This is a genomic window from Arenicella sp. 4NH20-0111 (assembly GCF_040366405.1).
Taxonomy (GTDB): domain Bacteria; phylum Pseudomonadota; class Gammaproteobacteria; order Arenicellales; family Arenicellaceae; genus Arenicella.
Map to the genome: position 1 here is coordinate 21,711 of NZ_BAABWF010000011.1, position 23,939 is coordinate 45,649.

Below are 23,939 nucleotides of genomic sequence, written 5' to 3' on the forward strand. Positions count from 1 at the left end.
AGAAAACACAATGAAACCAAGCCTATCCTTTTTACTTCTACTACTAACATTTGTATCAAACTCAGGGGTTGCCTCAAAATCGTCAGAGGAAACCATCGACTTCATTATAGAAAACGTAAACGTCATCACCATGACTGAGGAAGCAGTTCTAAGAGGTAAGGCTATTGCCGTTCGTGAAGGAAAAATAGTGGCTGTTGTTAATCAGACTGAGGCGAGCCGCTATAAAGCAACAAAAAGAGTCAATGGAAACAATCAATACGTGATACCTGGACTAGCGGATATGCATGTTCATATGCGTATGCACCCAAAAGCAATGTTTAATTTACTATTAGCCAACGGGGTCACAACTGCAGCAAATATGCGTTTAGCGGATGGTGAAGTCGATCATATTGCTTTACGAGACGCCGTTGTCAACGGGAAAATGCGTGGGCCACGGTATCTAGTTGGTGGCCCGATGCTCAAACACGAGGTACTACCTAACGTGGACTCTGTTGCTGCGGTTCTAGAGAGTCACATCAAGGAGCAATACGATTTTATCAAAATTCACGATGACCTTAAACTCGATGTTTTTAACGCTCTACTAGACGGCGCAAAGCAACTTTCGCTCCCAGTCACCGGACATACTCAGCGACTACTACCGCTACGGTACTCGCTTAGAATGAGTTCGATAGAACATGTCGAAGAATTTTTATATGTGACAGAAATGGGACTGGACGCGGAACCTGGCAACTTTCTCGCTGCACTAGATAAGTTTATTAATGCATACCAGGCTAACATTCAACTTCTGCAAAATCCAGACTATAGAAAAGAGCTTGCCAAGAAAATCGCTGACTCCGGTATCTACTTAGACCCAACGTTAACAATATACAAGTACATCGCGCTATACTTGAACGATACAAAACTTAAAGCCTTGGAGTCCGATCCACGCCTATCATTTATCCCAAAATCCACGGTAGAAGAAAATCTGAACCCCGAAAAAAATGGCTATCGCAGAAATATGTTTGGTCGCTTTGGACCAGCCATCGGGCTAAAAACACAAGCAGAAATAGCAGATCACTTCGCTCGAAATGTAAAACTCTTGATGTCATTGACTAAAGACTTACATGAAGCTGGGGTACCTCTACTATTGGGCACGGATGCTTTTGGAGCAGTTGTTCCGGGTTTTGCGACTCATCAAGAATTAGAACTTTTAGTTGAGTCGGGTTTGTCACCCTATGAAGCACTGAAAACTGGAACGGTAAACGTAGCTGCCTATTTGGGAGAATCGAATAAATCTGGAACGATAGAAAAAGGAAAAATCGCCGATTTCGTTCTAATAGCAAACAATCCCTTAATCAATATTCGGCACGCGGAGCAGGTCCAAGGAGTTTTTACTCAAACCAACTGGTATGCTGACCAAGATCTAAATGATTTTATTAATGAAGCTGCCTCTTTAGCAAATTACTGACATAAAAATCGAAACAATTTTCTCCTAATCTCGCTCAGTCAATCAAACACACTAATTCTTGCTTCGGTTTGTTAACACCGGCCTGCGACATATCGAGCGTACTAAAGGTTTAGATCTTGACCGAGCAACCTTTTTGGCCGGGGAGAGCCAAACAGGATAGAGAGGAATAAGCATTCCTAATTCGTAAACCTCAATTGTCGTATTTGAGGTTTACTGTCCCCTGTACGGCGTCAGGACCAGTGTATATTGATTTGTTCATCGTTAACCTAATAGAAAACGGTGATGGCCAATTCTAAACAAAAAAAGATTCGTATTGTTCTGAGTTTAAATAAAATTGGTTATTGATGCATATATTATATAAAGGAAGTACAAACTACGTATAATGTTGGATGAGTGGCCCAGTGTACCGAACCCACTAATAGGATTTTTGTCGGAGGGTTGTGCGCTTGCACGGGCTTTTCGTTCATATGAATAAACATCTGCTCTTAAAAGTAGGTGATCAGTGATTGTATAAACTCGCCACAGAGGATCATCCAGTTAGCCAACGTCGTGCGGTCAATATCGATGCCTAAACAGCTTGGAATCGCGTTTTGGCGATACACAGGTATCCTCTTCTAAAACATACCTTTCTTCAACTATGTTGACAACCATATAAAGAGTCTTGCGCTCGATATCACATATCGATGCTATTCCCATGCTCGCAAACATTGAAATCAAAATTTTTGTCAAATCACGTTGTTAGTCACCATTTCAAACTATCTTTACTTTTATCTAGTAATTCAATTAGCCTTCCTAATTGTGTACCTAGCCCGTCTGAAGCTCTTTCATATTTCATCATCACCCCACTATACATAACCACTTATACATAAATAATCATATATTCAAGTACAGGGGAGTGATCTCCCTTTCCTTAGCAATGATGATTTACCACCAATGATGGGGTCAAACCACTACACTTGCCAAGTTGACCGGGTCCAAATTTTGGGAAAGGTCAAGTAGAGATAGATATTGACTAATATATTTCTAGTGAAGACTTCGCGCTCTACCACATTTTTCGAACTATTCGTGTTAACTGGTCGCCTCTTTCAGCCAAAAACAACGAATTGAAGGTCTCACCGAGTTGTTTCCGGAATCGCCTTACTATGCTCAAAACCTCTGGCCGCACTGGGTGAATCACTAAAAGTTCATCCGTAAGAAGTCTTTATGCAATGGTACCCGCTCAATTTGCGCCGCGACCTTACTACTCGTTACAGACAAAAATGCGCTCACTTCAGCATCGCTCAAACCATTCGCCCGCGAATCTATCCCACTCTGCTGGACTCCCATTCCAGTCAAAACTGAAAGCCAGCTCGCGCGCTCAAAAGGCTCCTGATCGTAGCAGACTAGATAGCCTTTACTCTTAAAAACATCCACCTTATGCTGAAGAGTATCTGGGATGACTATTGAGGTAATGTCTCGCCAAAAATCGGTATCTTTACGTTTTGAGAGGCAGTAATGAAGTATCAAGAAATCTCTAATTCTCTCATTCTCGATTTGTTGTTGTCTATTTGCCTCATTAATATCACATTGATTCCAATTCTTATCGGGAAAAAATGTCAATAGCTTCGAAAGCCCAGACTGTATCAGCGCGATACTTGTAGATTCCAACGGCTCCAAGAACCCACTAGACAAACCTACAGCAACGCAATTATTGACCCAAAACTCTGACTGCATTCCAGCTTTAAAAGAGAAATGTTTTGGTTCACTCAAAACATCATCACCTATATGGGTTAAAAGCCTATTCTCCGCATCCTCTCGTGATTCATGACTACCACTATACACATAACCATTTCCAGTTCTGTTTCTCAATGGAATTTGCCACTGCCAACCTGAAGACGATGCGATTGACCTAGTGAAAGGCCTTAGAACAGCATCACCTTTACTACGAATTGCTACCGCTGAGTCGCAAGGCAACCAATGACTCCAGTCCAGATATGATTTTCTCTGAAGCTTATTAATCAACAGCCCCTTAAAGCCACTACAATCGACAAATAAGTCCGCATGAAGTAAACCCTTATCCAAAATTTCTGAGGCTTTCAACTTAGCTAACTTTGTTTCCGATTCCGCCGAATCGATATCAACATTTAGAGATTGAATAAATCCCTCGTGATTAACGTCAGCATTAAGCACGTGCCCTTTGATGCGAGTAACGCCAAGTGCAAGTGAGTAATCCCGAAGATAGGTAGCATATTTATTGGCATCGAAATGGAATGCATAGCCGAAATCACCTAGCTCCGATCGAGGCTGTGTAAACTTCATCAGTTTAGCCATTTTTACAGCAAGGCAATACTCGCTTAATGGTAGATCAATACCAGCAATGCCTCCTCGCGACCAAATCTGGTGAAAATCGATACCTTTAAACCTTTTACCGTAGCTTGAAAATGGGTGAAAAAAGGAATGTCCGTCATCTAACCAATCTTCGAAATTGATCCCAAGCTTAAACGTCGCGTCGGTCTTTTCAATAAAATCGCGCTCGTCGATACCAAGTAGTGAATTGAACCCTCTTATCGTTGGAATCGTTGCCTCACCCACTCCGGTAGGCGAAATTAAATCAGATTCTACAACGCAAATTGCACAATCCTTCCCACGAAAATGATTTGACAAACTAGCTGCAGCCATCCACCCGGCGGTGCCACCACCAACGATCAAAATCCTATGTACCCCCCCCCTATCTACACAACTCGTATCCAACACGGTTACCCCTCCATCACTCCATAAGCTATAAGAAAGTCTGGATGACTCGGCGCTTCTAGCGCTGACCTTAGAAGGCTAGCCTTCATACGACTTAAACTGCTCACTAAATTTTCTTTGCTGATCGCATCTACCAAGGGGTGGTATGTTTGAGGCAACACACCAAAAGCGGTGAACATGGTCAGCCAACTTGGCTCATGAAACGATTCCCATTCATATTTTTTCAAAATTCCACTTTCTCTAAATAGTGATATTCGAGCCTCCAATGACGAAGGGAGGTGAATAGAACCAAAATCGTTCCAAAACTCGCTATCAGTTCTCGAACTCCCAGCATAATGAAGAATTATAAAATCACGTATATTTTCAATCTCCATTTGAGTGCGGTAGTTGAACTCTTCGACGGCACCTGGGACCACCTGGGAACGTGGAAAAAACCGGAGCAAGCGATCTATAGCAGTTTCGATCAATGAAATACTTGTTGACTCAAGGGGCTCGACGAACCCCGCCGACAATCCAATTGATACGACATTTTTATACCAAGCTTTTTTTCTACGCCCCGCCTTAAATCGAATTAGGCTAGGACTCGTTAATAACTCCCCTTCTAGGCTATTTCGAAAAGTTTCTTCTGCTATATCGTCACAGCAATGAGAGCTACTATATACGAAACCATTTCCAACTCTATCCTGGAGCGGTATTCTCCATTTCCAACCAAACTCAAGCGCAGTCGACTGCGTATAGGGCTGCATCCCATGCTTATTCGCGCACTGTGACACTATCGCGGAGTCAGTAGGGAGTAAATTTGACCAGTCTTCGTATTCAACGCCTAACGCCTTTCCAATTAGCAGGGATTTAAAACCAGAGCAATCCACAAAAAGATCGCCAAAAACCGGCATACCATCGGTCACTAGTTTACAAATATCACCTGTATTTGGATCAAGTTCAGCATCAACAACTTCTAAATCAAGGCAAACAGCTCCTCGAGCAATGGCATGGTCCTTCAAAACCGTAGCAAATAGCCCAGCATCGAAATGCAGCGCCCAATCGAAAACAGATAGTTCTGAGCTCGGTTGTTTTACTGGCCGAGTGAACCTACCAGACTTCGCAAGGACGGCTGCAAGTGAGTAGTGCTCAAGAGAACTGGCTTTATCTTCATTGAATAGCCGTAGCCAGTAATGATAAAAATCCACAGACTGAAAAGGCGTGCCATAAAGTCCGAACGGATGAAAGAACGACTGCCCACGTTTTGACCAATCTATAAACTCAACACCAAGTTTACAGGTTGCTTTCGTTGACCTCATCAGATCAATTTCTTCGATTCCGATACTCGAACAGAAACTTCGGATCGATGGCAACGTTGCCTCTCCAACTCCAATTGCTTCTACTTTAGAACTATCTATGACAGTTACTTTAAGACCTAGCCCATCGAGCTTTGTCACAAGACTTGATGCAACCATCCAACCAGCGGTGCCGCCACCAAGAACCACAACTTTCTTAATTTTCTTATCCACAAAAATAGATCTCACCCCGAAAAAGCCAGTCTAAGGCCGGAGAGGGTACATAACGGCCTCAGACTGTAAAATGGATCTAAATCTACTGCGCAATGACTATCGATAGAAGGAGAAAAATATCACGCATGCATCCAGAATCCAATAGAAGTTCTCGTTCAACCCTGAATTAGAACCGACCTCTCATACCAATAGTATATCGAGCTTCATATTCATTTCGATACGCTTTTTGGTCCTCCCACTGAAGGTAATATTCCTCACCCTCACCAGTAATATTAGAAGCATTTAAGTAGACAGATACTGAATCGTTTATATCATAACTCATTGATGCATCTACGTAAGACGTCGGAGCCTGAAACATGGTTAAGCCCTGAGTTCCCCAAACGCGATCGAAAAAAACGACTCGTTCACTACGATAGTTAAACGCCAATCTAGCTTGGAACTTATCATCTTGATACCACCCAATTAAATTATAGAGCGTTTCAGAATTATCAATAAATGGAAGTTCGTCACCATTAAGATCTCGATTTCCAGAGTCACTAGGTGAGTAAGTCAAATTCATGTCAACCCCGAAATTTGACCAAAATCCAGGCAGAAAATCAAAAGCCTGCTTAACTTGAAGCTCCACTCCTTCAAGTGTCCCACCTTCACCCTGAACGTTTGTAGAGACGCCAGTGCTCCTGCGGACAACTCCATCTTGATCAGGCAGATCAAGAATGACTTCTCCTCGTTCAACAAAGCTCTCTATATCCACTTTAAATAACCCAATGCTCACCATGCTCGATTCACTGGTATAATATTCGATACTTAGGTCGTAGTTTGACGCACGCCATGGGTCGAGCTCAGGATTACCGTTTGCGTTTGCACTAATAATCTCAAAAATTCCTGTATCTGAGTTGATAGCATAGGTCGGAGCCAACCCCTCGCCCCATTGCCTAAGATCAAGGGGAGACAATGTCTCTGCATAGGCCGCGCGCACCACTAAATCTTCGCTTATCTCGAACGCCAAATTAAGCGAGGGAAGCACATCCGAAAAACTCCTTTTAGTAACAAAGTCTCCGGCGTCTCTCGCCGCAGCACCATAAGGCTGCGCATCTCCGACTACGTTTTGAGTCACCGAAAGATCAGTGTCGACAACCCTAACTCCAAGATTACCACTAACGTCGATATCACCAACTTGAGTTGTAAAATTACCCTTAACAAAATAACTCAGTTCATCAAGTTCTACTTTATATGCCTCTCCAGGTATCACACCGCGAACATTACCAGGATATAATCGTTCGTGAAATGCTAAGACATTATCCATTGCCCTGGGATCTAAAGTATAAATACTAGGAATGCCAGATGCGCCACCGAAGCTAGTCAATTGAATCACGTCATCTCCAAACGATGATAGAGGCGTTGGGTTCCCAGCCGTAAAAAAGGTACCACTACCATTCCCCGAACTACAGGAATCTGCACCCAGAACAACATCAGTTGCGCGCCAGCGAACTAAACATTGCTGATCTCCAAATGGAGCAAGAAGGTGATATTGGAAGTTCTCGACCTCTCTATTACTCTGGCGAATGCCAACGTCTAAAGATGTAAAGAATCCATCACCATCAAATTCATAGCTTCCATCCAGCCGACCAACAAACATATCGGCCTCTCTATCATAATTATTCTCAGAAGCGAGAGCTCCAATGGAGTAAGCGTCCAAATTACCAACTATAGGGTCAAAGCCACTCCATACAGGACTTTCGCCGCGATAATCCACCGTTAATTGTGTATTACCTGAATACCCATTCGGGTTTGTTGGAAGCCGACCATTTGCATAGTCCTGAAATTCGACACCCCATTGACTCCCATTCGCCAAATCTATGTCCGCATAGCTGTTTATCCTATCTTCAGTTGCCTTACCGTAAAGTAGTCGAGCACTTCCGGAAAAGGGCCCTTCACCCGCGTAATTCAGCTCCAAATTTATATTTGTTGACTCTTTTTCGGTTACTTGTACTTCCGAGTATGACTTCAAACGGCGTCCATCACCTTGGTAAACTTGAACAGTATTTGCAGTATTCCCATTTGACAGAACTACTCCCGTATCTCTCGATACTTGCGGTGTAAACCAGCCCCACCGTTGCCACTTATCTGAATTAGCAATACCCGCAAAGCGGTCATAATTTTCTAAGGATGTATGGAATACCTCAGCGATAAACTCAGTTGAATCAGAGATTTGAGTTTGGAACGCAAGATTAATACCTAAACGGTCCCGCTCAGTTGTCTTATTGTAAGCAGTATGACCTTGAAACCCAATAAAGGAATCAAGCGTATCGCCATCTCCGTTGACATCTGTTGGTACGCCTCCATTAAAGTGCTCGGACTCAGATGGAAAGCCGGTCCAGCCAGCGCTATCAGGGCCAGCCATCCCATTATAGAAATTGGCCAACGTTGCATCATCCTTGGCAACAGACAGCGTAACTCCGGTGGTCCCATTGCTCCAGTTGGTCAAAAAGCTGACACCCAAATCAGACTCTTCAGTCTCTTCACCGCGTTTTATTTCGACCGAGCCTGCGCTTGTAAAACCCTCATCAAAGTCCAATGGTCGCCGAGTTTTCAGGTTTACAACTCCGGTTATACCACCCGAAACCAAATCAGCCGTAGGAGACTTATAGACGGTTGCGCCTGATAATAACTGTGAAGGAATATCTCCAAAATCTGGCTGCACTAGAGTTATCGAGCCTGCGGCTTGGAATGACTCTCCATTTAACGTCGTCTGTACCTGTGGAAGTCCACGTACATTTAATGAGGTCCCCTCTCCAGCCGAACGCCTAATTTGAACACCTGGAATCCTCTGCAAAGAATCTGAAATTGTAACATCCGGCAGCTTTCCAATATCTTCCGCTGATATTGCATCAACTATTGATGACGAGCTTCGCTTCTCGTTTACTGAATTTGCTTGAGCAGCTCGAACTCCATACACGGTAACTTCCTCAAGAACATCATATTCTTGTGCCACAACCGGCAATGAGGAAGCCGAAATCAGACTCGCCACGACCAGTGACACTTTTGTTTTAGTAAAAATATTTTTTTCCATCTTTCTCCTCGTACATAATTATTTATATTTTTGACGCGACGCACCCATTTTCAGATCATCGAATCATTCAATTTTCATTTTAACCGCAGGTGACTGTTTCCTTAGAAGGCCAAAAATAGAGCCCTAAGACGCTGCATTGTTAGTCGTCCTACTGCTTGACCAAAAAACATACAGACTAGAACTAGTCACGACCAAACATTACAACAAAATGTAACCGGTTACAAACAAATACTTCCAAAATCTTCTGGATCGTGAAATGAAACTAACTACATTAGAAAAGTACGACAGATAATAGATAGGGGATATGAGTTACCAGAATTCGAATGTGGGCGATACATAGATTTATGTGAAAAACACTGCGCTCATGTCGAATAACCTAATGAAGCAACCGAACCTATTCCTAGCTGCGACGCTAAACTCAGAGATCATGGGGAGTCTCCCGAAGAGGAATCACTAACCGCAGTAACTAATTTAGCGACTTCAAGGTTATAGAACATCCAGAACTCTGGTACGACTAGCATTCAACTTCTTGCAAACGCCCGCCATTACATTATTTACAATGACAATCCCGACTGCAGCCCCCTTTTTTTGTGTGAAAAATCCGTATATGCAACTATTCGAGCCTTTCTTTGTGATCGCGCGAATGCTACATCTAGCAATTCAGCCACACCAACAATTATCCCTTATACAATCTCAAAAGCGCAGACCTGGGGCTGATCATGGCGAATTCCGCGACACCAGACTTAGAAATGGGCACCACGCATACTTACAGTTCGTTATTAACTGAGGAACAAGCAACAAATGAATTGCTCGTATCAGTTGAAGGAGCCCCAATTTTGACGGTAAAACACCAAAATTTCACATCTGATGCTCGCAAAAAAAATTGGAACAAGAACAGTGTCTCACTTGAATTAGCCAAAGGTTTCATTGAATCACTAGAGTCAACCAGCATCAACTTGGTACATCGTGCGCTAACTATATTGATGGACTTTTGCCCAGACGAGGACATTGACAAAAACTCGCAACATGAAGCCAACGTAGCCTTCGATAAGTAACAGGAAAGAATCGGAGACTTCACTATTTTGCACTTCCGTTTAAGTCAGCGCTCTCACTCGAGTATTTGACGATCAATCAGAGAATGAAAAATTCTTGACAGTCTGCAGCGGAAAATCGAGACTTTTCAAAACTGAGGCCACCAACTTCGGTTCGGCTTCGAGTATTTTGAGCATTCAAGCTCGCTAAGCATGTACGACGGTTTCGGGATTCATCCAAACAAGTTCGACCTTCGCCTGGATATGATCAAAGTTCGAACGCAATTGAAGCCCTTGAACACATAAAGCATTCGATTGAGTCTTCAGTGAGAACTGCCGATTTTCATCCTACCCATATTCAAAAATCACTCAATCCAGAAAAATATGATAAGGCGTCTTTCTCAAACATACTGCTCGTAACAACTCAAATCATCTAAAGCAGCCTGGTAAGGCTTCACAATATCCGTCGGCAGCGCTACATTTCCCTCAGAAGCCTTTATCTTTCCTAAATAGTCAAAGTCGAAGAATCAGCGGAGAGCTCAATAGTTATCAATTTATAGAAAATAGAATATACGATGCCCCTATTGCTAGAACTTGTTATAGAGGAAGTTCGGGACAACACCGACAATTTGAAGCTAATACGAGTAGCAAAGACTACAAAAATCTCAACAGCGCAGACATTATAGGCACAGCAAACTCATACATTGATTCTTCTAGATAATTTTATCTACTGTAACTAATGAATCTTAGGCCCTTTCAAAAACGGCATAACATCCACTACCTTTACGTCATGCATAACGTCAAGGTAACTTTCAAAATATGGTTTATGTGAAGCACCAACAATAGATAACACTCTCCCCCCCGGAACACTTGCGGCAGCAACAATGACATTTGAGACCATACGCAAATTACGTGCTTGATACCATGCCACATACTTACGTCCATACTCCTTGTGTAAATCATCATTCATAGCTTTGCGAAAATCATTATCAACAAAGTCAACTTGACTCATATGCTGATTCACTAACCGATAAGCCTGTACTACTTTGTTGTTTAATATCAGTTCATCATGTTTTTGCATAGTCTTGTGAACTGGGTTTCGCGCTCCACTCTTCCATATTTCACTCATTCTCTCCCAAAACGACTCGTCCTCAATTGCAAAAATAATATCTGCACTATGGTCATCGACAGCGTAAATGCGCTCATGCCCTAAGGTCAAAGCAAGACGAACACCTATTTGATTATTTTCGTTCATGCTAACCTTCTTTTTTTCTAGAAACTTCATCGATTTCTCACCAAGACCGTCTCCGAATTTTTGCTCTGCTTTAGACAACTTCAACCACTGAATCAACGCTGAATAAATTTCACCCAAGGAGAGAAAAGCAGAGGCAAGCCTCCGACGCTCCGACGAATTTAGTTCTTTCGTGCCGTCATCAAGAATTCGACGAATTTCAGATCTAGCATCAGCAACAGTAAGTCCTGACTCTACTTGAAAATCTGTCAGGTCATAACAGTATCTATCTGCAACGTTAGGGTATTCAGCGGGAAACGACTTAATAAGATCACAAGTTTCTCCCGACACGGACTCTATTGTGATGATGTCCGGGTTATACTCTGCTAAATTGTCAAGCAATGGCCGAAGAGTTTTAATATTCAGATTATCCTTATAGCCAGCTAAATGTGACGTCCCTAAGACCATCACTTCCGTTGGCGTCACCCTTAAGGAGGAATCCAGCCCTTGCAGCTCTAATGCTGTTTTATACGTTTTTGTTTCACAAGCAGATATAAAGATACAGAGTAAAATACAGATAGCTGATCTCATGGCAGCCACTCTCAAATTTAATCTACTGGGGAATTGATATTTCCGATCGTTTTTCATATGCTCATATTTTAAAAAGGTTGAACTCTTGATGCGTCGTATGTCGCCAATGTATCCGCAACGCTCTGTAGGTTGTCTACAATAAAATTCAAAATACCTAATCTGCCTTGTCTAATTATTAGACGAACGAACCACTATTTTTCAAGAGTTATTTAATACGGTTGTGACACTCTGCCTCAAAATAAATTCATGAGGCAAAATAAACTGGCTCTCAGTCAGGGTCTCTCCTTCGATCAATTGTATCAACTTAGACGCAGCAACATTCCCCAACTTCAGCGCGGGCTGTTCTATTGTCGTGAGGGGTGGATCAGTGTACTTTGAATACTCAATATTATCGAAGCCTATAACAGAAATATCTTTGGGTACTTTCAATCCATTGGATTTAAAAGTTTGCGTAGCAGCAATAGCCATATCGTCATTCATACAAAAGACAGCGGTCGGTCGATCCGCCATCTTCACAATCTGATCAGCTGCAATCTTTCCTGAAGACATTGTAAATTCCCCCTCCACAACTAACTGGCTATCATACTCAATTCCTGCCTCTGACAGAGCTTGCTTATAACCTTTAAGACGATCAATAGTATGACGGTTTTCGCTCAGGCCTGTTACTACTCCGATACGGCGATGTCCAAGTGAGATAAAATACTCGATAGCTGTTTTAGCCGCCTCCCGGTTGTCAATCCTAATAGTAGGATATGGGGTTCCTTCGCACCCTGCGGCGTTCACCGCCAATACATAACTAGGGTATAGTTTTGATCCAGGTGAATAGGGAGTCAGTTGAATTAAACCATCAGCTTGTCTGGTCTCAATGAGGCTTAAATATTCATCTTCATTCTTTTCATTTTCACGCGTATCTCCTAACAACACTGAATACCCCTTTTTTTGAGCAACATCTTCAATCCCTCTTATTAGTGTACTAAAGAAAGGGTTCGCAATATTAGGAACAAGAACAAGAATCGTAAAGGATTTTGTCGCGCGAAAATTACGAGCCATCATATTAGGCCTATAATCATACTTTAGCATCGCCTCTCGAACCTTTTTGAGGGTTTTTTCAGCAACCTTGTCTGGATGACTCAATGCTCTTGATACCGTGGCTGTGGAAACTCCAGCGAATCTAGCAATCTCTCTAATATTGGACAATATACTGCCTCAAAAACTCATAAAATGGTTAGGTTAAAAAACTCATACAAATACCGGCCCAGTTTACACTATTTAAACAAGGTTTGAGATAATCAGATTCTTCACTGGTGCCAAGCGGACTTTTTATCAAATAAGATACTCACTCTGGATTAACTGGGAAAGTAAACGACTTAACGTTTGAAGGCAGCGATTCGCCACTTTCATTCGAAGCAAAAACACGATAATAGCGCGTTTCATTTTCTTCAAAACTTTGTTTGTCAGCAAAAATAATGTCGGTTTCCGGGTTAAATTTATTCATTCCATCCGATATCCTGGAAGCTATTGTTGTCCACCCGGTATATCTGTTAGACGAGACTTCTATACGGTAATAGCGGCCTAGCGGCGCCCCCATCCAACGAATATTTTTCGCGGTCAATATATCTCTGAGCAAAGGAGGCTCTGGTATGGGCAATTTGGAAGGTTCATTCATACCTGCCATTTGAGCTTGGGCCTCACGAACCAAGTCAACCACAGCTTGCTCTTCATTTGAATCCCCTTCTGGAAAGCCTGGAATATGGTAGCTAAAATAATCGCGATCTGCATGCCAATAAAAACCACCATCATGCCGATGCCCTCTGAAGCCCCAGACAAACGCGCCAGCGGTTTTGGCCCCCTTGTAGCTCAGATGTACAGCTGTTTGCATTACATCCCGTATGTTTGTAGCCTTATCCAAGCCAAACTCGCCAATCATATAAACTTTCGCTCCATCTATCGCTTTTAGGTCATTCAAAACAGAAGCTGGATTATTATTCCCGTTAACGGTGTAGTAGTGATTAGAAATAATATCGACGTTAGGGTCATTTAGAGAAAAACTATTTATTGACAAATAATTTCCATCCACAACTAATTGATTGGGTGCAAGAGACTTGATATGCGACGCAGCAATTCGAAGAAAACTCTCATTGGTAGATTTTAGTTCGTTCCCAGTTTCCCAAGCCATGATAGCTTTTTCCTCACTATACAGTCGGCCAGTGAAGCTATTTTTGCGAGTAATAACATCTTCAACGATGCTCAAATAGGCCTCAAAAGTTTTACTTTTAACATCATAAAAATCATCTTCCGTTTCTCCATAGAACTCGGCAAGTTGCTTTCGTCCTCCCCACCATTCCCAGTGATCTATAAACGGCAAAATCAGTCTAAGATTATTTTCATCAGCTAGCATGATCATCCGATCATAGTGTATGAAAGCCTCCTCATTCAATCGAGGCATACCACCCTTTGTCAGCGGGGCCAAGATATGTGCTTCTCTCCCACATTTGTCATCACTTCTTTGCGCGACCGAAAGTGTATAGATCCTCATAGCCTTGTGACCGCTACGGCTCAAGGCCTTAATCCAATTCGATTGTTCATCTGCGGTAGGCCACTTGAAATACTGCCCCCATCCACGACTATCCTCTTGACACTTCCCTCGACTGTCATCTTCTATTCTATGTAATTCAGGAGCATGAATACCGGCAAATCTAAACACCTCAGTCCCATCATAAAGTTGATGACCCTGGCGTGTAATATAATTGTCAAACGCCAGAACATTAGATGTATACGCTACTAGCAGGGAAAAAACATATATCGGGATCAAATAGTTCATAAGAAGTAAATCGGAGAATTCTGTCTCTAAAAGAGCTAGTTAGATGACTTTTTGTTTTCACTGAACTCAGAAATCTTTGCTTCTAGTTCAGATATCTTGTTTAGTAAAAGTTCATTACTTTGTCGAGTTTCAACGTTTAGCCGCACGACAGGTTCGGTATTAGACATTCGAATATTAAACCGCCAGTCGCTAAACCCGATACTGAGCCCATCGATTTTCTCAATGTGGACTGCCAAAGGCGAATAGAATTGCTCAATCAAATCTACAAGTCTTTCGGGCTCATCTACATTGAAATTGATTTCGTCACTGCTTGGGAATAGAGACTTTGCTTCATTAATAAAGTTCGAAAAGGGTTGCTCTTTGGTGCTCAATAGCTCTGCAAGCAATAGCCAGGGAATCATCCCACTGTCACAATAACCAAAACCCTTAAAATAATGGTGTGCGCTAATTTCGCCACCATAAATCGCATCTTCACTGCGCATACGTTCCTTGATAAAGGCATGACCTGTTTTAGACATGACCGGTACTCCGTTGGCGCTCCTCACTGCATCGATAGTGTTCCAAGTAAGTCGAGGATCATGGATAATTTTTCTATTTGGCTCTAAATCTCTATCCAAAAGCAAACGAGCTAAAAGTCCAACGATGTAATACCCAGAAATAAAATCCCCATTTTCATCAAAAAAGAAGCAGCGATCAAAATCTCCATCCCAAGCAATCCCCAGATCAGCATCATGCTCTTCGATAGCTGCAGAAGTTACGTTTCTATTTTCAATCAGCAGCGGATTTGGAACGCCATTCGGGAAGCTACCATCTGGATCATGGTGTACTTTGATAAAATCAAAGGGCAACTCTTTTTCGAGCAAATCGATAATCGGTCCAGCGCCACCATTACCTGAGTTAACAACAATTTTTAACCGCCGCAACTTACTGATGTCTATGTAGCCAAGTAAGTGTGATATGTACTCGGTCTTAGAAACAACATCACGAACGCCGCCTTTTCTAACAGATGTCGGCGGAAAATCAGAAGTTTCAACCATGCTTTGAATCTTCTTTAGCCCGGTTTCACCACTAATTGGGCGAGCCCCAGCGGCGACAAACTTCATACCATTGTAGTTTTCAGGGTTATGACTTGCAGTAACCACAATTCCGCCGTCAACGGATGTGGAAAAAGCAGCATGGTATATTTCCTCTGTACCACAAAGCCCTAAATTAATGACATTAGCTCCTTCGTCAGTAATTCCTGAGATGAGCGCCTTTAGCAGTGACGGACTGCTTAGACGAATGTCATGCCCAACGGCTACCTCTTTGGCCTTAAGATGGAGCACAAACGCTCGGCCGATTTTATAGGCTATATCCTCATTGAGATCTTCAGGCACTCGTCCTCGAACATCATAAGCCTTGAAACATCTAGCTTTATTCATAATTATTTATCTATTGTTGAACACAATGCTTGAGAATAAACTCATTGATAGAAGTGAGATTTTTGTTGTGTGCACTTAAGATCTTTAACGTCGACTGATCAGTATTAAAGACCGAATTCAAACCTTGTGGTTCCTGGGGCGGATCGCCGGTGAAATTGTCGCCAGCCTTCCAGATCAAATCCTTATTGTTTGCTCTACCCTCGCCTCCCCAGCCCCAAAAATTTGATCCTACCAGTGGCCCGCAGGATTCTAAATTACTTTCGATAAGCCGAAATATGGATTGATAAAAAGCATCCCGATAAATGGTGCCGCCATTCGCCTCATAGTTGCCGAAATCACGTTCTACACCAAACTCCTCCAAAACCAGAGGTTTTTCCAGCTTCTTCGCAAAAGCAATGTGTTTATCAATATAGGCTGTCGCTTTTTCAACGGCAGTTGGGAAGGTCTTCGCTACGTTCGACATATCGAGCCAGCTCCAGTTTTTTGGCCATAAGTGTACTGTCAGGTAATCAATGTACTTTGAAGAATGAGCGCTCAAATAAAGACTTTCGTTGAGAGAAGTGCCTGCAATGCCCTCACTACCTGTTGTAACGAGGTGGTTTTTGTCTAAAGACTTTATATACTTGGCAGTTGAACTCACCCAATCAATAAATGGGCTATGTGATGCGAAAGGCAAGTCATTTATTCCCGCCCTCGGCTCATTCGCCAACTCCCAGGACATAATCGTTGGATCTTGTGAATACAATTTTCCCGTGATTGTGTTTTTTCTAGTGACCACACGAAGAATGTAATTCTTAAAAATTTCGTTAGCAGCCTCTGAACGATAAAAGCTCGCTGCACTGGCGATATAGGTGTTCCAATCTCCGGTTACGTCGGGGTCTTCAATCTTCCCTCCATTCGCCCAAACAACATACTGACTCATCCCTCCTGACCACTGCCAGAAATTATTCAGATACAAAACTGCCCGCATGTCTCGTTTTGACATCTCGGACAGTAAATAATCGAGGCCGATCAGCAATGACTCGTTTAGAAGTCCTGAATCAGCCTGCATAGAGGGGGAAACTGCTCTTTCCAATTCACTCCTTTCGGAAGACGCTAATACGCGCAGATTAACCACGCCATTTTTCTTTAAAATATCTAGTTCCGTTAACAGTCTAGCTCGATCTCCCTTGTTAAGCTCGGCTCCCAAATAGGCTCCATACCACAGATTAGCACCCACGAAGACGTAAGGCTTTTCACCCAAAAAGAGCTGCGTGCCGTTTACTTTTACATAATCTGAACTTGAATAAGCAGAGTTTTGAAAAAGCGAATAGAGTAAAAATAGTAAAATGTACTTCAATGCATCCTCCAGATTAAGCGGTTTTTTCTAATTCTTCGAAACCCGTTTCAACATGGCGCTTGCAAACTTCAATCATAGCTCGACCGTTATGATATGGTCCCTTCCAACAACCTGCCTTATAGTTCTGCCGAGAAACATCACAGATGCGAGAAAACCAAAGCCATTCACCATTTTCATAATCTTTTATGTGCTCCTCAATAAATGACCACACGCTATCAAACACATCTAGATACTTTCTTTTGCCGGTTATTTGATAAGCGTTATAAAAGCCGACTAGCGCTTCTGCTTGCACCCACCACGGAAACTCTTTTTTCCTCAACTTACTGACGACATCGAATTCATCCAGTATCCCGCCGCTCTCGTCAACCGCGCTCGCGAAGCAGCTATCTGCTAGACCTAAAACGATCGGTTCAAACTCAGTTTTCAGCAACGGATCATCCAACACATCAATCGCTTCCCAAATTAGCCAACTCGCCTCGATATCATGCCCGTAAGAATATGACGTAGATTGATCTACCCATTCACTATCGAGAAACATTCTTAAATGATCAACGCGGTCATCAATAATGTAAGTGCGAAAATAGTCGAGAACAGTTCTCAATGCAGCACTATGACGTTGACTAGGATGCACCATTTGTAAACTAGTATAAGCCTCAAGCACATGCAGGTGAGTATTCATGGTCTTAGGATGATTCATGTCCTGAGGGCTAAGCCTCAAATCGTCAATCGGACTCCATGATTCTGAAAAAGCCTCTATGTAGCCACCGTGAACACCATCAACAGCATTCTTTTCCAGCAAGCTGAAAATTTCCATTGCCTCCTCCAGAGCTACTTTATTGTCAGTTAAAGAGTAATACGCACAAAAGGCGTAAATAACGAATGACTGACCGTAAACTTGCTTGCGTCTCGACACTGGTTGACCCAAATGATCAACTAACCACCAGTACCCGCCGTTTTCTTTATCACGAAAATGAGTTCTCAAATAGTCAAATGCACGGTCGGCGATCAACTGGTATTTACGATCTCCAAGCAACTTCGCTACTTCACTAAAGAACCAAAGCATACGAGCATTCAACACAAGCCCTTTTTCTGCAGTAGCCACGGGAATACTGTTGTTGCTAACCTCCCCATAGAATCCACCGTTGACTTCGTCAATTGAATTTTCCATCCACCAAGTCGCAATCTCTTCTAATTCAACTCTAAATTTACTTCCACATTTCATGATGTCATCCAATAATAAATCACGCCGATTGTTTTCTGCCTGAGCCGAGCAGGCTCAAATTCTTCCGTATCAGCTCATTTCTTTGGTCAACACTCGCTGCCGATCTCAACCCGTCTTCCGGTGTATTAATCACATAATCAACCAGTTTTTCAACAGTTGTGGTTGCGACATGTAAACGCGTATCCGAGGAGGCGTAATAAATAAAAACCTCTTGATTGTCATTCACTATCCAGCCGTTAGAAAAGACAACGTTCGAAACATCGCCCACTCGCTCGCTGCCTTCTGGCGCGATCAAATGACCTCCAGGACGATGTGTCACTACCCAAGGGCGATCCAATTCAGTCATAAACATATACAGTACATACCTCAGCCCTGCCGCTGTATTTCTCACTCCGTGAGCCAAATGCATCCAACCCGAATCAGTTCTAATTGGCGCCGGTCCTTGACCATTTTTAACTTCTTTAATTGTATGATAGACCTTTCCATCGACAATCATTTCGTCTGCTAAAACTGGGTTTTCAATATCCTTACATGTACCGAATCCAATTCCCCCTCCACCGCCTACTTCTATGAAGCCATCTTGAGGTCGAGTATAAAATGCATATTCTCCCTCTACATACTCAGGATGAAGGACCACATTACGTTGCTGACCGCTACTGCTTTCTAAATCGGGCAATCGCTCCCATTCAACCAAATCCTTTGTGCGTGCAATTCCACAACCTGCTTCAGCAGCAGACGTATCATCTGGGTATGCTCCATCTTTTCTTTCGGTACAGAACAGGCCATAGATATAGCCATCTTCATGCTCCGTCAAACGCATATCATAGACATTGACATCTGGACGTTCTGTTTCTGGCATCGTAATCGGGTAGTCCCAAAACTCAAAATTATCAATACCATTGGGGCTTTCAGCAACTGCAAAAAAGGACTTACGATCATTTCCTTCAACGCGCACAACCACAATATAGCGACCTTGCCAAAGCAACGCTCCTGAATTTAAGGTGGCATTCACTCCTAAGCGCTCCAAAAGAAAAGGGTTTGCTGAAGGATCAAAATCATAGCGCCAAAACGGAGGTATATGATCTTTAGTAACAACTGGATGTTGCCATCTTGAAAAGATACCGTTTTGCTTTTGGCTCTTTGAGTTTTTCTGTTGGATAACGGATTCATATGATTCCACTATCGTCTCTATTTTTTTATCAAACGTACTCATTTTAACTCTTTGATTGATGTCATGACACGGTAGGCGAAGAAGAGGCGCCATCAGCTGGAAAGTCCTCTAGGTTATCGTACCAACTAAACTTTAGAATCAGTGAAGTGGTTGCAATAACAATCGCCGTAATTAAAAAATTGTTCCATTGCTGAATTACCAGAAAGATCGGCAGTGCAGCTAAGCTTGTTTGCCAAACCAACCCAACAAGAACGTTAAAGGAGTCTCTACCAAACGATGAATTTTTCTCAATCTCAGGCTTCTCTTTCTTTAGCTCCTCTAGGACGGGTTTCCAAAAACCCCATGGCCGGGTTTTTAGGTAAAACTCTTTCAGCACTCCCATATCATCGGGCTTAGTGAGTAGAGTCGATACTACACACACAACCAAACAAAACAGAAACAAGAACGGAAAGGCATGGAGGGGTGACACATCAGTCGCAGCCATAGGTATTGCAGCTACCAAACCAGCCAGCATTCCATAAAAATAACCAAACCCATTGAAACGCCACCAATACCATTTCAACAGATTCGCAGCGGCATAACTGCCATAAAGCGCACTGACAATCCAAACAATCAGTGAGTTTAAAGATGGTATATAAAGCCCAATGGCTGTACCCAATACAACAAAGAGGACTGAAACAGCATAACTTAGACGAACATAGACTTTGGGAGCCGCATTCTTGTTTATATACCTTTTATATATGTCATTAACCACGTAGGCTGGAGCGGCATTTGTTGTCGCTGCAAACGTAGACATAAATGCAGCCAGCAACCCTGCCAACAAAAGACCCAACAGCCCACTTGGAATGAAGTCGCGAATGACAAAGGGTAGAATTTGTTCAAAATCCACGTCGGGTCCCATCGCACGCAAATCATCCATAAAGAACGCCAGCGCAAGCACTGTCAAACCGGTTACCAACATATATCTAGGGAACAACATTACCACATTGACTATCGCGCTCATCTTCGCTGCCTCGCGAGGGCTTCGAGCTGACAACACTCGCTGCATGTCGTAGTTTGGTGCTGGGCCAGCCATACTCTGAAGAATACCTTTGAATAAAACCAACATGATAAATATGGTAAACAACGAATAACCGTCGGCATTAATTTTATCATTTGCCGCCATTAATTGAGCCGACCAATCGATGTCTAGCACCCACCCAAATGAGATATCCATCCAGCCTTTAGGAACTGAGGAAAGTAGCATTTCTGGCGATACTTGCTGCATAGCTATAACACCCACCATGATGCACGCGATAGTCATAATCACAAACTGAACAACTTCAGTAAAGACAACTGCATACATCCCACCCTTCACGACATAAACTGTCGTCAATGCGGTAATAATCAATCCATAATAAACTTCATTAACCATGGAATTATTAGATAACTGCCAAGGAAAAAAGGACGCCGCAAATTTACTAATTCCAACAAACCCGTATGCCATAAAACCAAGTACGGACAAGAGGGCAAATACAACAACCACCAAATGCGATAACGTGGCACCTCGACCACTCCCAAACCGAAAAGCTATCCATTCGGCTCCAGTCATCACACCAGAACGGCGCAACCAAATAGACAAGAACATCATCATAAATATTTGATTAAAGGACGGCCAAAGCCAAGGTATGTATATACTTTTGAGTCCATAGATAAACAGCAAATAGACCATCCACATGGTCCCACTGATATCAAACATACCAGAAGCATTAGACAAACCGAGCGTCCACCACGGCAGCTTATTCCCTCCCAAAAAGTAACTTTTGAGATTAGCTGCAGCCTTTTTAGACACCCAGAAACCAATCCCCATCGTCAAAAGAACATAAACTAGAATGATCGCAATATCTAAGTTGGAGATATTCATTATTTATCCTATATTATTATTTTTATACACGACCAAAGGATCAGTCGTTGGGTTTGTTAGGCGCCCGATATTGTAACCGGTTACAGCATTGGGCGCCATTATAAAAGAATTGATATGACGTTTAGTCTGGGAAAAAACGATTTCTAACAGAGCTAGCCTCTGCTGAAGCGACTATCAAATGATAAAGAGTGCTTGCTGGCATTTTCCCATCAAGCACTCTATCCTGACTGTCTCTTTGATCAATATAACCACCTTCAAGCTCCTCGCAAATAAAATACTTAAACAAAACATCAATATGATTAGCCGCTTGCGACAATTCAACAGAGTTAGGACCTACCGCTTGTGAAACACACCCTTTTACAGCCTCGGTCATTGGCCAACACCTCTTGGTTCTCATAAAAGGACGCCGATCGACGCCTATCCGATCATAGAGCAGGCCGCTCGAGGCGAACCCGTACTTGTTTACCGACTCAAGCATCCGAACACAGTACTCACTGCAATCCCTACCAGAAAGAGCCGAGAAATCGTTTAGCAACCATACCCACTCCATCATATGCCCAGGTTCAACGTAACACTTGTGAGGCTCCTCGCAAACCGACCAATCAGCATTAAAGTTCTCTAACAATAAATTGGACTCAGAGTCATAAAAATGACGCTTAAACAATTCCACAATCTCGGCTGCTCGCTCCAGCCAGTACTCATCCTCAGTAGCACCGAATAGGGCCAAGAACGCCTCTAAAAGATGCATATGTGGGTTTTGACGCCGGTATGACGATGAAAAATCCCCTTCCACCCAGCCTCCATTTACAGACTTGAATTCTTGATCCAAAAAGCCAACTAAACGCTTTGCAAAAACTAAGGCACTTTCGTTCTTGAAAGCACGATAACACCACGTGTAGGCCAATATATGAAACGCGTAGTCATATATGTCTTTTCGAGAATCTATAACATTAAATTTAGGGTCAAAAAGGTGTGGAAAGGAAACGTCACTCCGCTGCTCATCCGCAAACTTCAAAAGTGATGCTACTGTATCCTCAGCACTCTCATCCCAACCGAGGTGATGAGCGTAAGAAAACACAAAAAGCTGCCGAGATTGTACTCTCATTCGAATATTGGCCGTCCAATCTGGATTACCATGCTCATCAAGTCGCTCAACATGTCCGCTTCCATCTCCATCCATTCCTCTCGCCTTCCAGAACGGCAACGCGCTACCTCTTATCCACTGCTCTAGCTTTTTTGATGATTCTATAAACTCTCGACTCATGAAAAGACTCTTTTATGTTGACTAAATGTAACCGGTTACATAGTATTTGATTACAACCTGAAGATCAACAATCAATTTTACTTAATAAAACGCAAGAGAAAGGCTTGAAACAACTATGCTCGCTAATTTCGAAACTTCACGCCCGAAGAAGCATGAGCTAAGATGAAAAGAATATGAAGAAAGGAAGTTCAAAATGAAACGACGCAGATTTGCCAAAAGTCTTATTGTGGGATTGATTTCCCCGCCACTCCTTGTACGTGCGAATCAGCCAAAAAAAAGGGAGGCTCGCTATGAAATCTCTATCTCACAGTGGTGTTTTCACCATGCTATTTTTGGAGCTAGCCGCCAAAATTACAGTAAATTCTTGAAGATGCTGAGAACTTCTCCCGACTCCGTTCTATTGGGTGAAATGGATCCCCGCGACATTACTAAGGTCGCTCGTAGACTTGATGTTTCGATCATCGACATGGTAAATGTTTTGTGGTTCGGCCACGCTAAGGATAGACCCTGGCTAAAAGAACTTAAGCAACGAGCAGAGGATGATGGAGTTTCCTTCGGATTGTTAATGTGCGATCAACTAGGTTCTATTGGTGCGAGCAATTCGGAGTTGAGGACTCGAGCCGTAGAAAACCACCTACCCTGGATGGAAGCCGCAGCAGAGATTGGCTGCAGCCAATTGCGCGTCAACGCTTACGGTGACGGCTCCTATTTAGATAAACTAAATCAATGCGCTGAAAGCTTACACCGTTTGTGTGAATTGGGGGCTGAATTTAACCTAGAAATTTTAGTCGAAAATCACGGGCATCAATCCAACAACGGAGCCTGGCTAGCAATGCTGATAGACCAAACCAACCATAGCAATAGCGGTGTTCTTCTGGACTTAGATAACTTCTTCATGGGAGGCTGGAACATCGACCCTCCTCGTCTGTACGACAGGCTACAGGGAGTTATTGATCTGGCGCCATACACCAAAGGAGTTAGCGCCAAGACTTATGATTTCGACAATGAAGGTAATGAATCATCTATTGACTACAAGCTATGTCTTGAGATTCTGATCGACGCAGGGTTCAAAGGCCGAGTTAGCGCCGAGTTTGAAGGCACTACCTTGACTGAATATGAAGGCAGTAAAAGAACTCTGGAATTGTTAAGAGCATATCAATACGAGACATAATCATCGAGACAGATAGTGG

16 protein-coding genes are annotated in these 23,939 nt (G+C 42.8%); 3 read left to right on the forward strand and 13 right to left on the reverse strand.

All coding sequences use genetic code 11. The annotated features are described in order from the left end of the window. The first annotated feature begins 10 nt into the window (after positions 1 to 10). Positions 11 to 1,447, forward strand: coding sequence for an amidohydrolase family protein (locus ABWW54_RS17655; protein ID WP_353414192.1), 1,437 nt, complete (start codon positions 11 to 13; stop codon positions 1,445 to 1,447). Between the two features lie 485 nt (positions 1,448 to 1,932). On the opposite strand, the gene ABWW54_RS17660 is transcribed toward ABWW54_RS17655, so the two are convergent. The 4 genes from ABWW54_RS17660 to ABWW54_RS17675 form a co-directional block, all read right to left on the reverse strand. Continuing rightward, entirely contained in the window at positions 1,933 to 2,049 is a 117-nt protein-coding gene (locus tag ABWW54_RS17660) for an IS66 family transposase (RefSeq protein WP_353414194.1), read from the reverse strand. A 574-nt stretch (positions 2,050 to 2,623) separates the two neighbouring features. Continuing rightward, a complete protein-coding gene (locus ABWW54_RS17665; RefSeq protein ID WP_353414196.1) occupies positions 2,624 to 4,180 on the reverse strand; it encodes a tryptophan halogenase family protein in 1,557 nt (518 codons plus the stop codon). 2 nt (positions 4,181 to 4,182) lie between these two features. Continuing rightward, positions 4,183 to 5,685, reverse strand: a complete 1,503-nt coding sequence (locus ABWW54_RS17670) for a tryptophan halogenase family protein (protein WP_353414198.1) — start codon at positions 5,683 to 5,685, stop codon at positions 4,183 to 4,185. Between the two features lie 166 nt (positions 5,686 to 5,851). Further along, positions 5,852 to 8,755: a TonB-dependent receptor gene (locus tag ABWW54_RS17675; protein WP_353414199.1), complete on the reverse strand. Its 2,904-nt coding sequence runs from the start codon at positions 8,753 to 8,755 to the stop codon at positions 5,852 to 5,854. Between the two features lie 719 nt (positions 8,756 to 9,474). Between ABWW54_RS17675 and ABWW54_RS17680 the strand changes: the two genes are divergently transcribed. Beyond that, on the forward strand, positions 9,475 to 9,810 hold the full coding sequence (locus tag ABWW54_RS17680) for a tryptophan 7-halogenase (protein ID WP_353414200.1): 336 nt from the start codon (positions 9,475 to 9,477) through the stop codon (positions 9,808 to 9,810). Positions 9,811 to 10,522: 712 nt separating this feature from the next. Here ABWW54_RS17680 and ABWW54_RS17685 read toward each other — a convergent pair. The 9 genes from ABWW54_RS17685 to ABWW54_RS17725 form a co-directional block, all read right to left on the reverse strand. Next, complete coding sequence (locus ABWW54_RS17685; protein ID WP_353414202.1) at positions 10,523 to 11,608, reverse strand: DUF5694 domain-containing protein; 1,086 nt, start codon at positions 11,606 to 11,608, stop codon at positions 10,523 to 10,525. 198 nt (positions 11,609 to 11,806) lie between these two features. Further along, positions 11,807 to 12,805, reverse strand: a complete 999-nt coding sequence (locus tag ABWW54_RS17690) for a LacI family DNA-binding transcriptional regulator (protein WP_353414204.1) — start codon at positions 12,803 to 12,805, stop codon at positions 11,807 to 11,809. A gap of 139 nt (positions 12,806 to 12,944) precedes the next feature. Beyond that, the gene (locus ABWW54_RS17695; protein ID WP_353414206.1) at positions 12,945 to 14,312 is read right to left on the reverse strand and encodes a glycoside hydrolase 5 family protein; all 1,368 of its coding nucleotides are present in this window, start codon (positions 14,310 to 14,312) and stop codon (positions 12,945 to 12,947) included. Between the two features lie 152 nt (positions 14,313 to 14,464). Next, positions 14,465 to 15,850, reverse strand: coding sequence for a phosphohexomutase domain-containing protein (locus ABWW54_RS17700; protein ID WP_353414208.1), 1,386 nt, complete (start codon positions 15,848 to 15,850; stop codon positions 14,465 to 14,467). Between the two features lie 10 nt (positions 15,851 to 15,860). After that, complete coding sequence (locus ABWW54_RS17705) at positions 15,861 to 17,189, reverse strand: glycoside hydrolase 5 family protein (RefSeq protein ID WP_353414210.1); 1,329 nt, start codon at positions 17,187 to 17,189, stop codon at positions 15,861 to 15,863. Between the two features lie 13 nt (positions 17,190 to 17,202). Beyond that, the gene (locus tag ABWW54_RS17710) at positions 17,203 to 18,411 is read right to left on the reverse strand and encodes an AGE family epimerase/isomerase (RefSeq protein WP_353414212.1); all 1,209 of its coding nucleotides are present in this window, start codon (positions 18,409 to 18,411) and stop codon (positions 17,203 to 17,205) included. A 19-nt stretch (positions 18,412 to 18,430) separates the two neighbouring features. Next, complete coding sequence (locus tag ABWW54_RS17715) at positions 18,431 to 19,624, reverse strand: glycoside hydrolase family 130 protein (RefSeq protein WP_353414213.1); 1,194 nt, start codon at positions 19,622 to 19,624, stop codon at positions 18,431 to 18,433. A gap of 19 nt (positions 19,625 to 19,643) precedes the next feature. Further along, a complete protein-coding gene (locus ABWW54_RS17720) occupies positions 19,644 to 21,485 on the reverse strand; it encodes a sodium:solute symporter family protein (RefSeq protein WP_353414215.1) in 1,842 nt (613 codons plus the stop codon). 121 nt (positions 21,486 to 21,606) lie between these two features. Beyond that, positions 21,607 to 22,749: an AGE family epimerase/isomerase gene (locus ABWW54_RS17725; protein WP_353414217.1), complete on the reverse strand. Its 1,143-nt coding sequence runs from the start codon at positions 22,747 to 22,749 to the stop codon at positions 21,607 to 21,609. Positions 22,750 to 22,942: 193 nt separating this feature from the next. Here ABWW54_RS17725 and ABWW54_RS17730 point away from each other — a divergent pair, with 193 nt between their 5' ends. Continuing rightward, positions 22,943 to 23,920: a sugar phosphate isomerase/epimerase family protein gene (locus ABWW54_RS17730; protein WP_353414219.1), complete on the forward strand. Its 978-nt coding sequence runs from the start codon at positions 22,943 to 22,945 to the stop codon at positions 23,918 to 23,920. Positions 23,921 to 23,939: the final 19 nt, after the last annotated feature.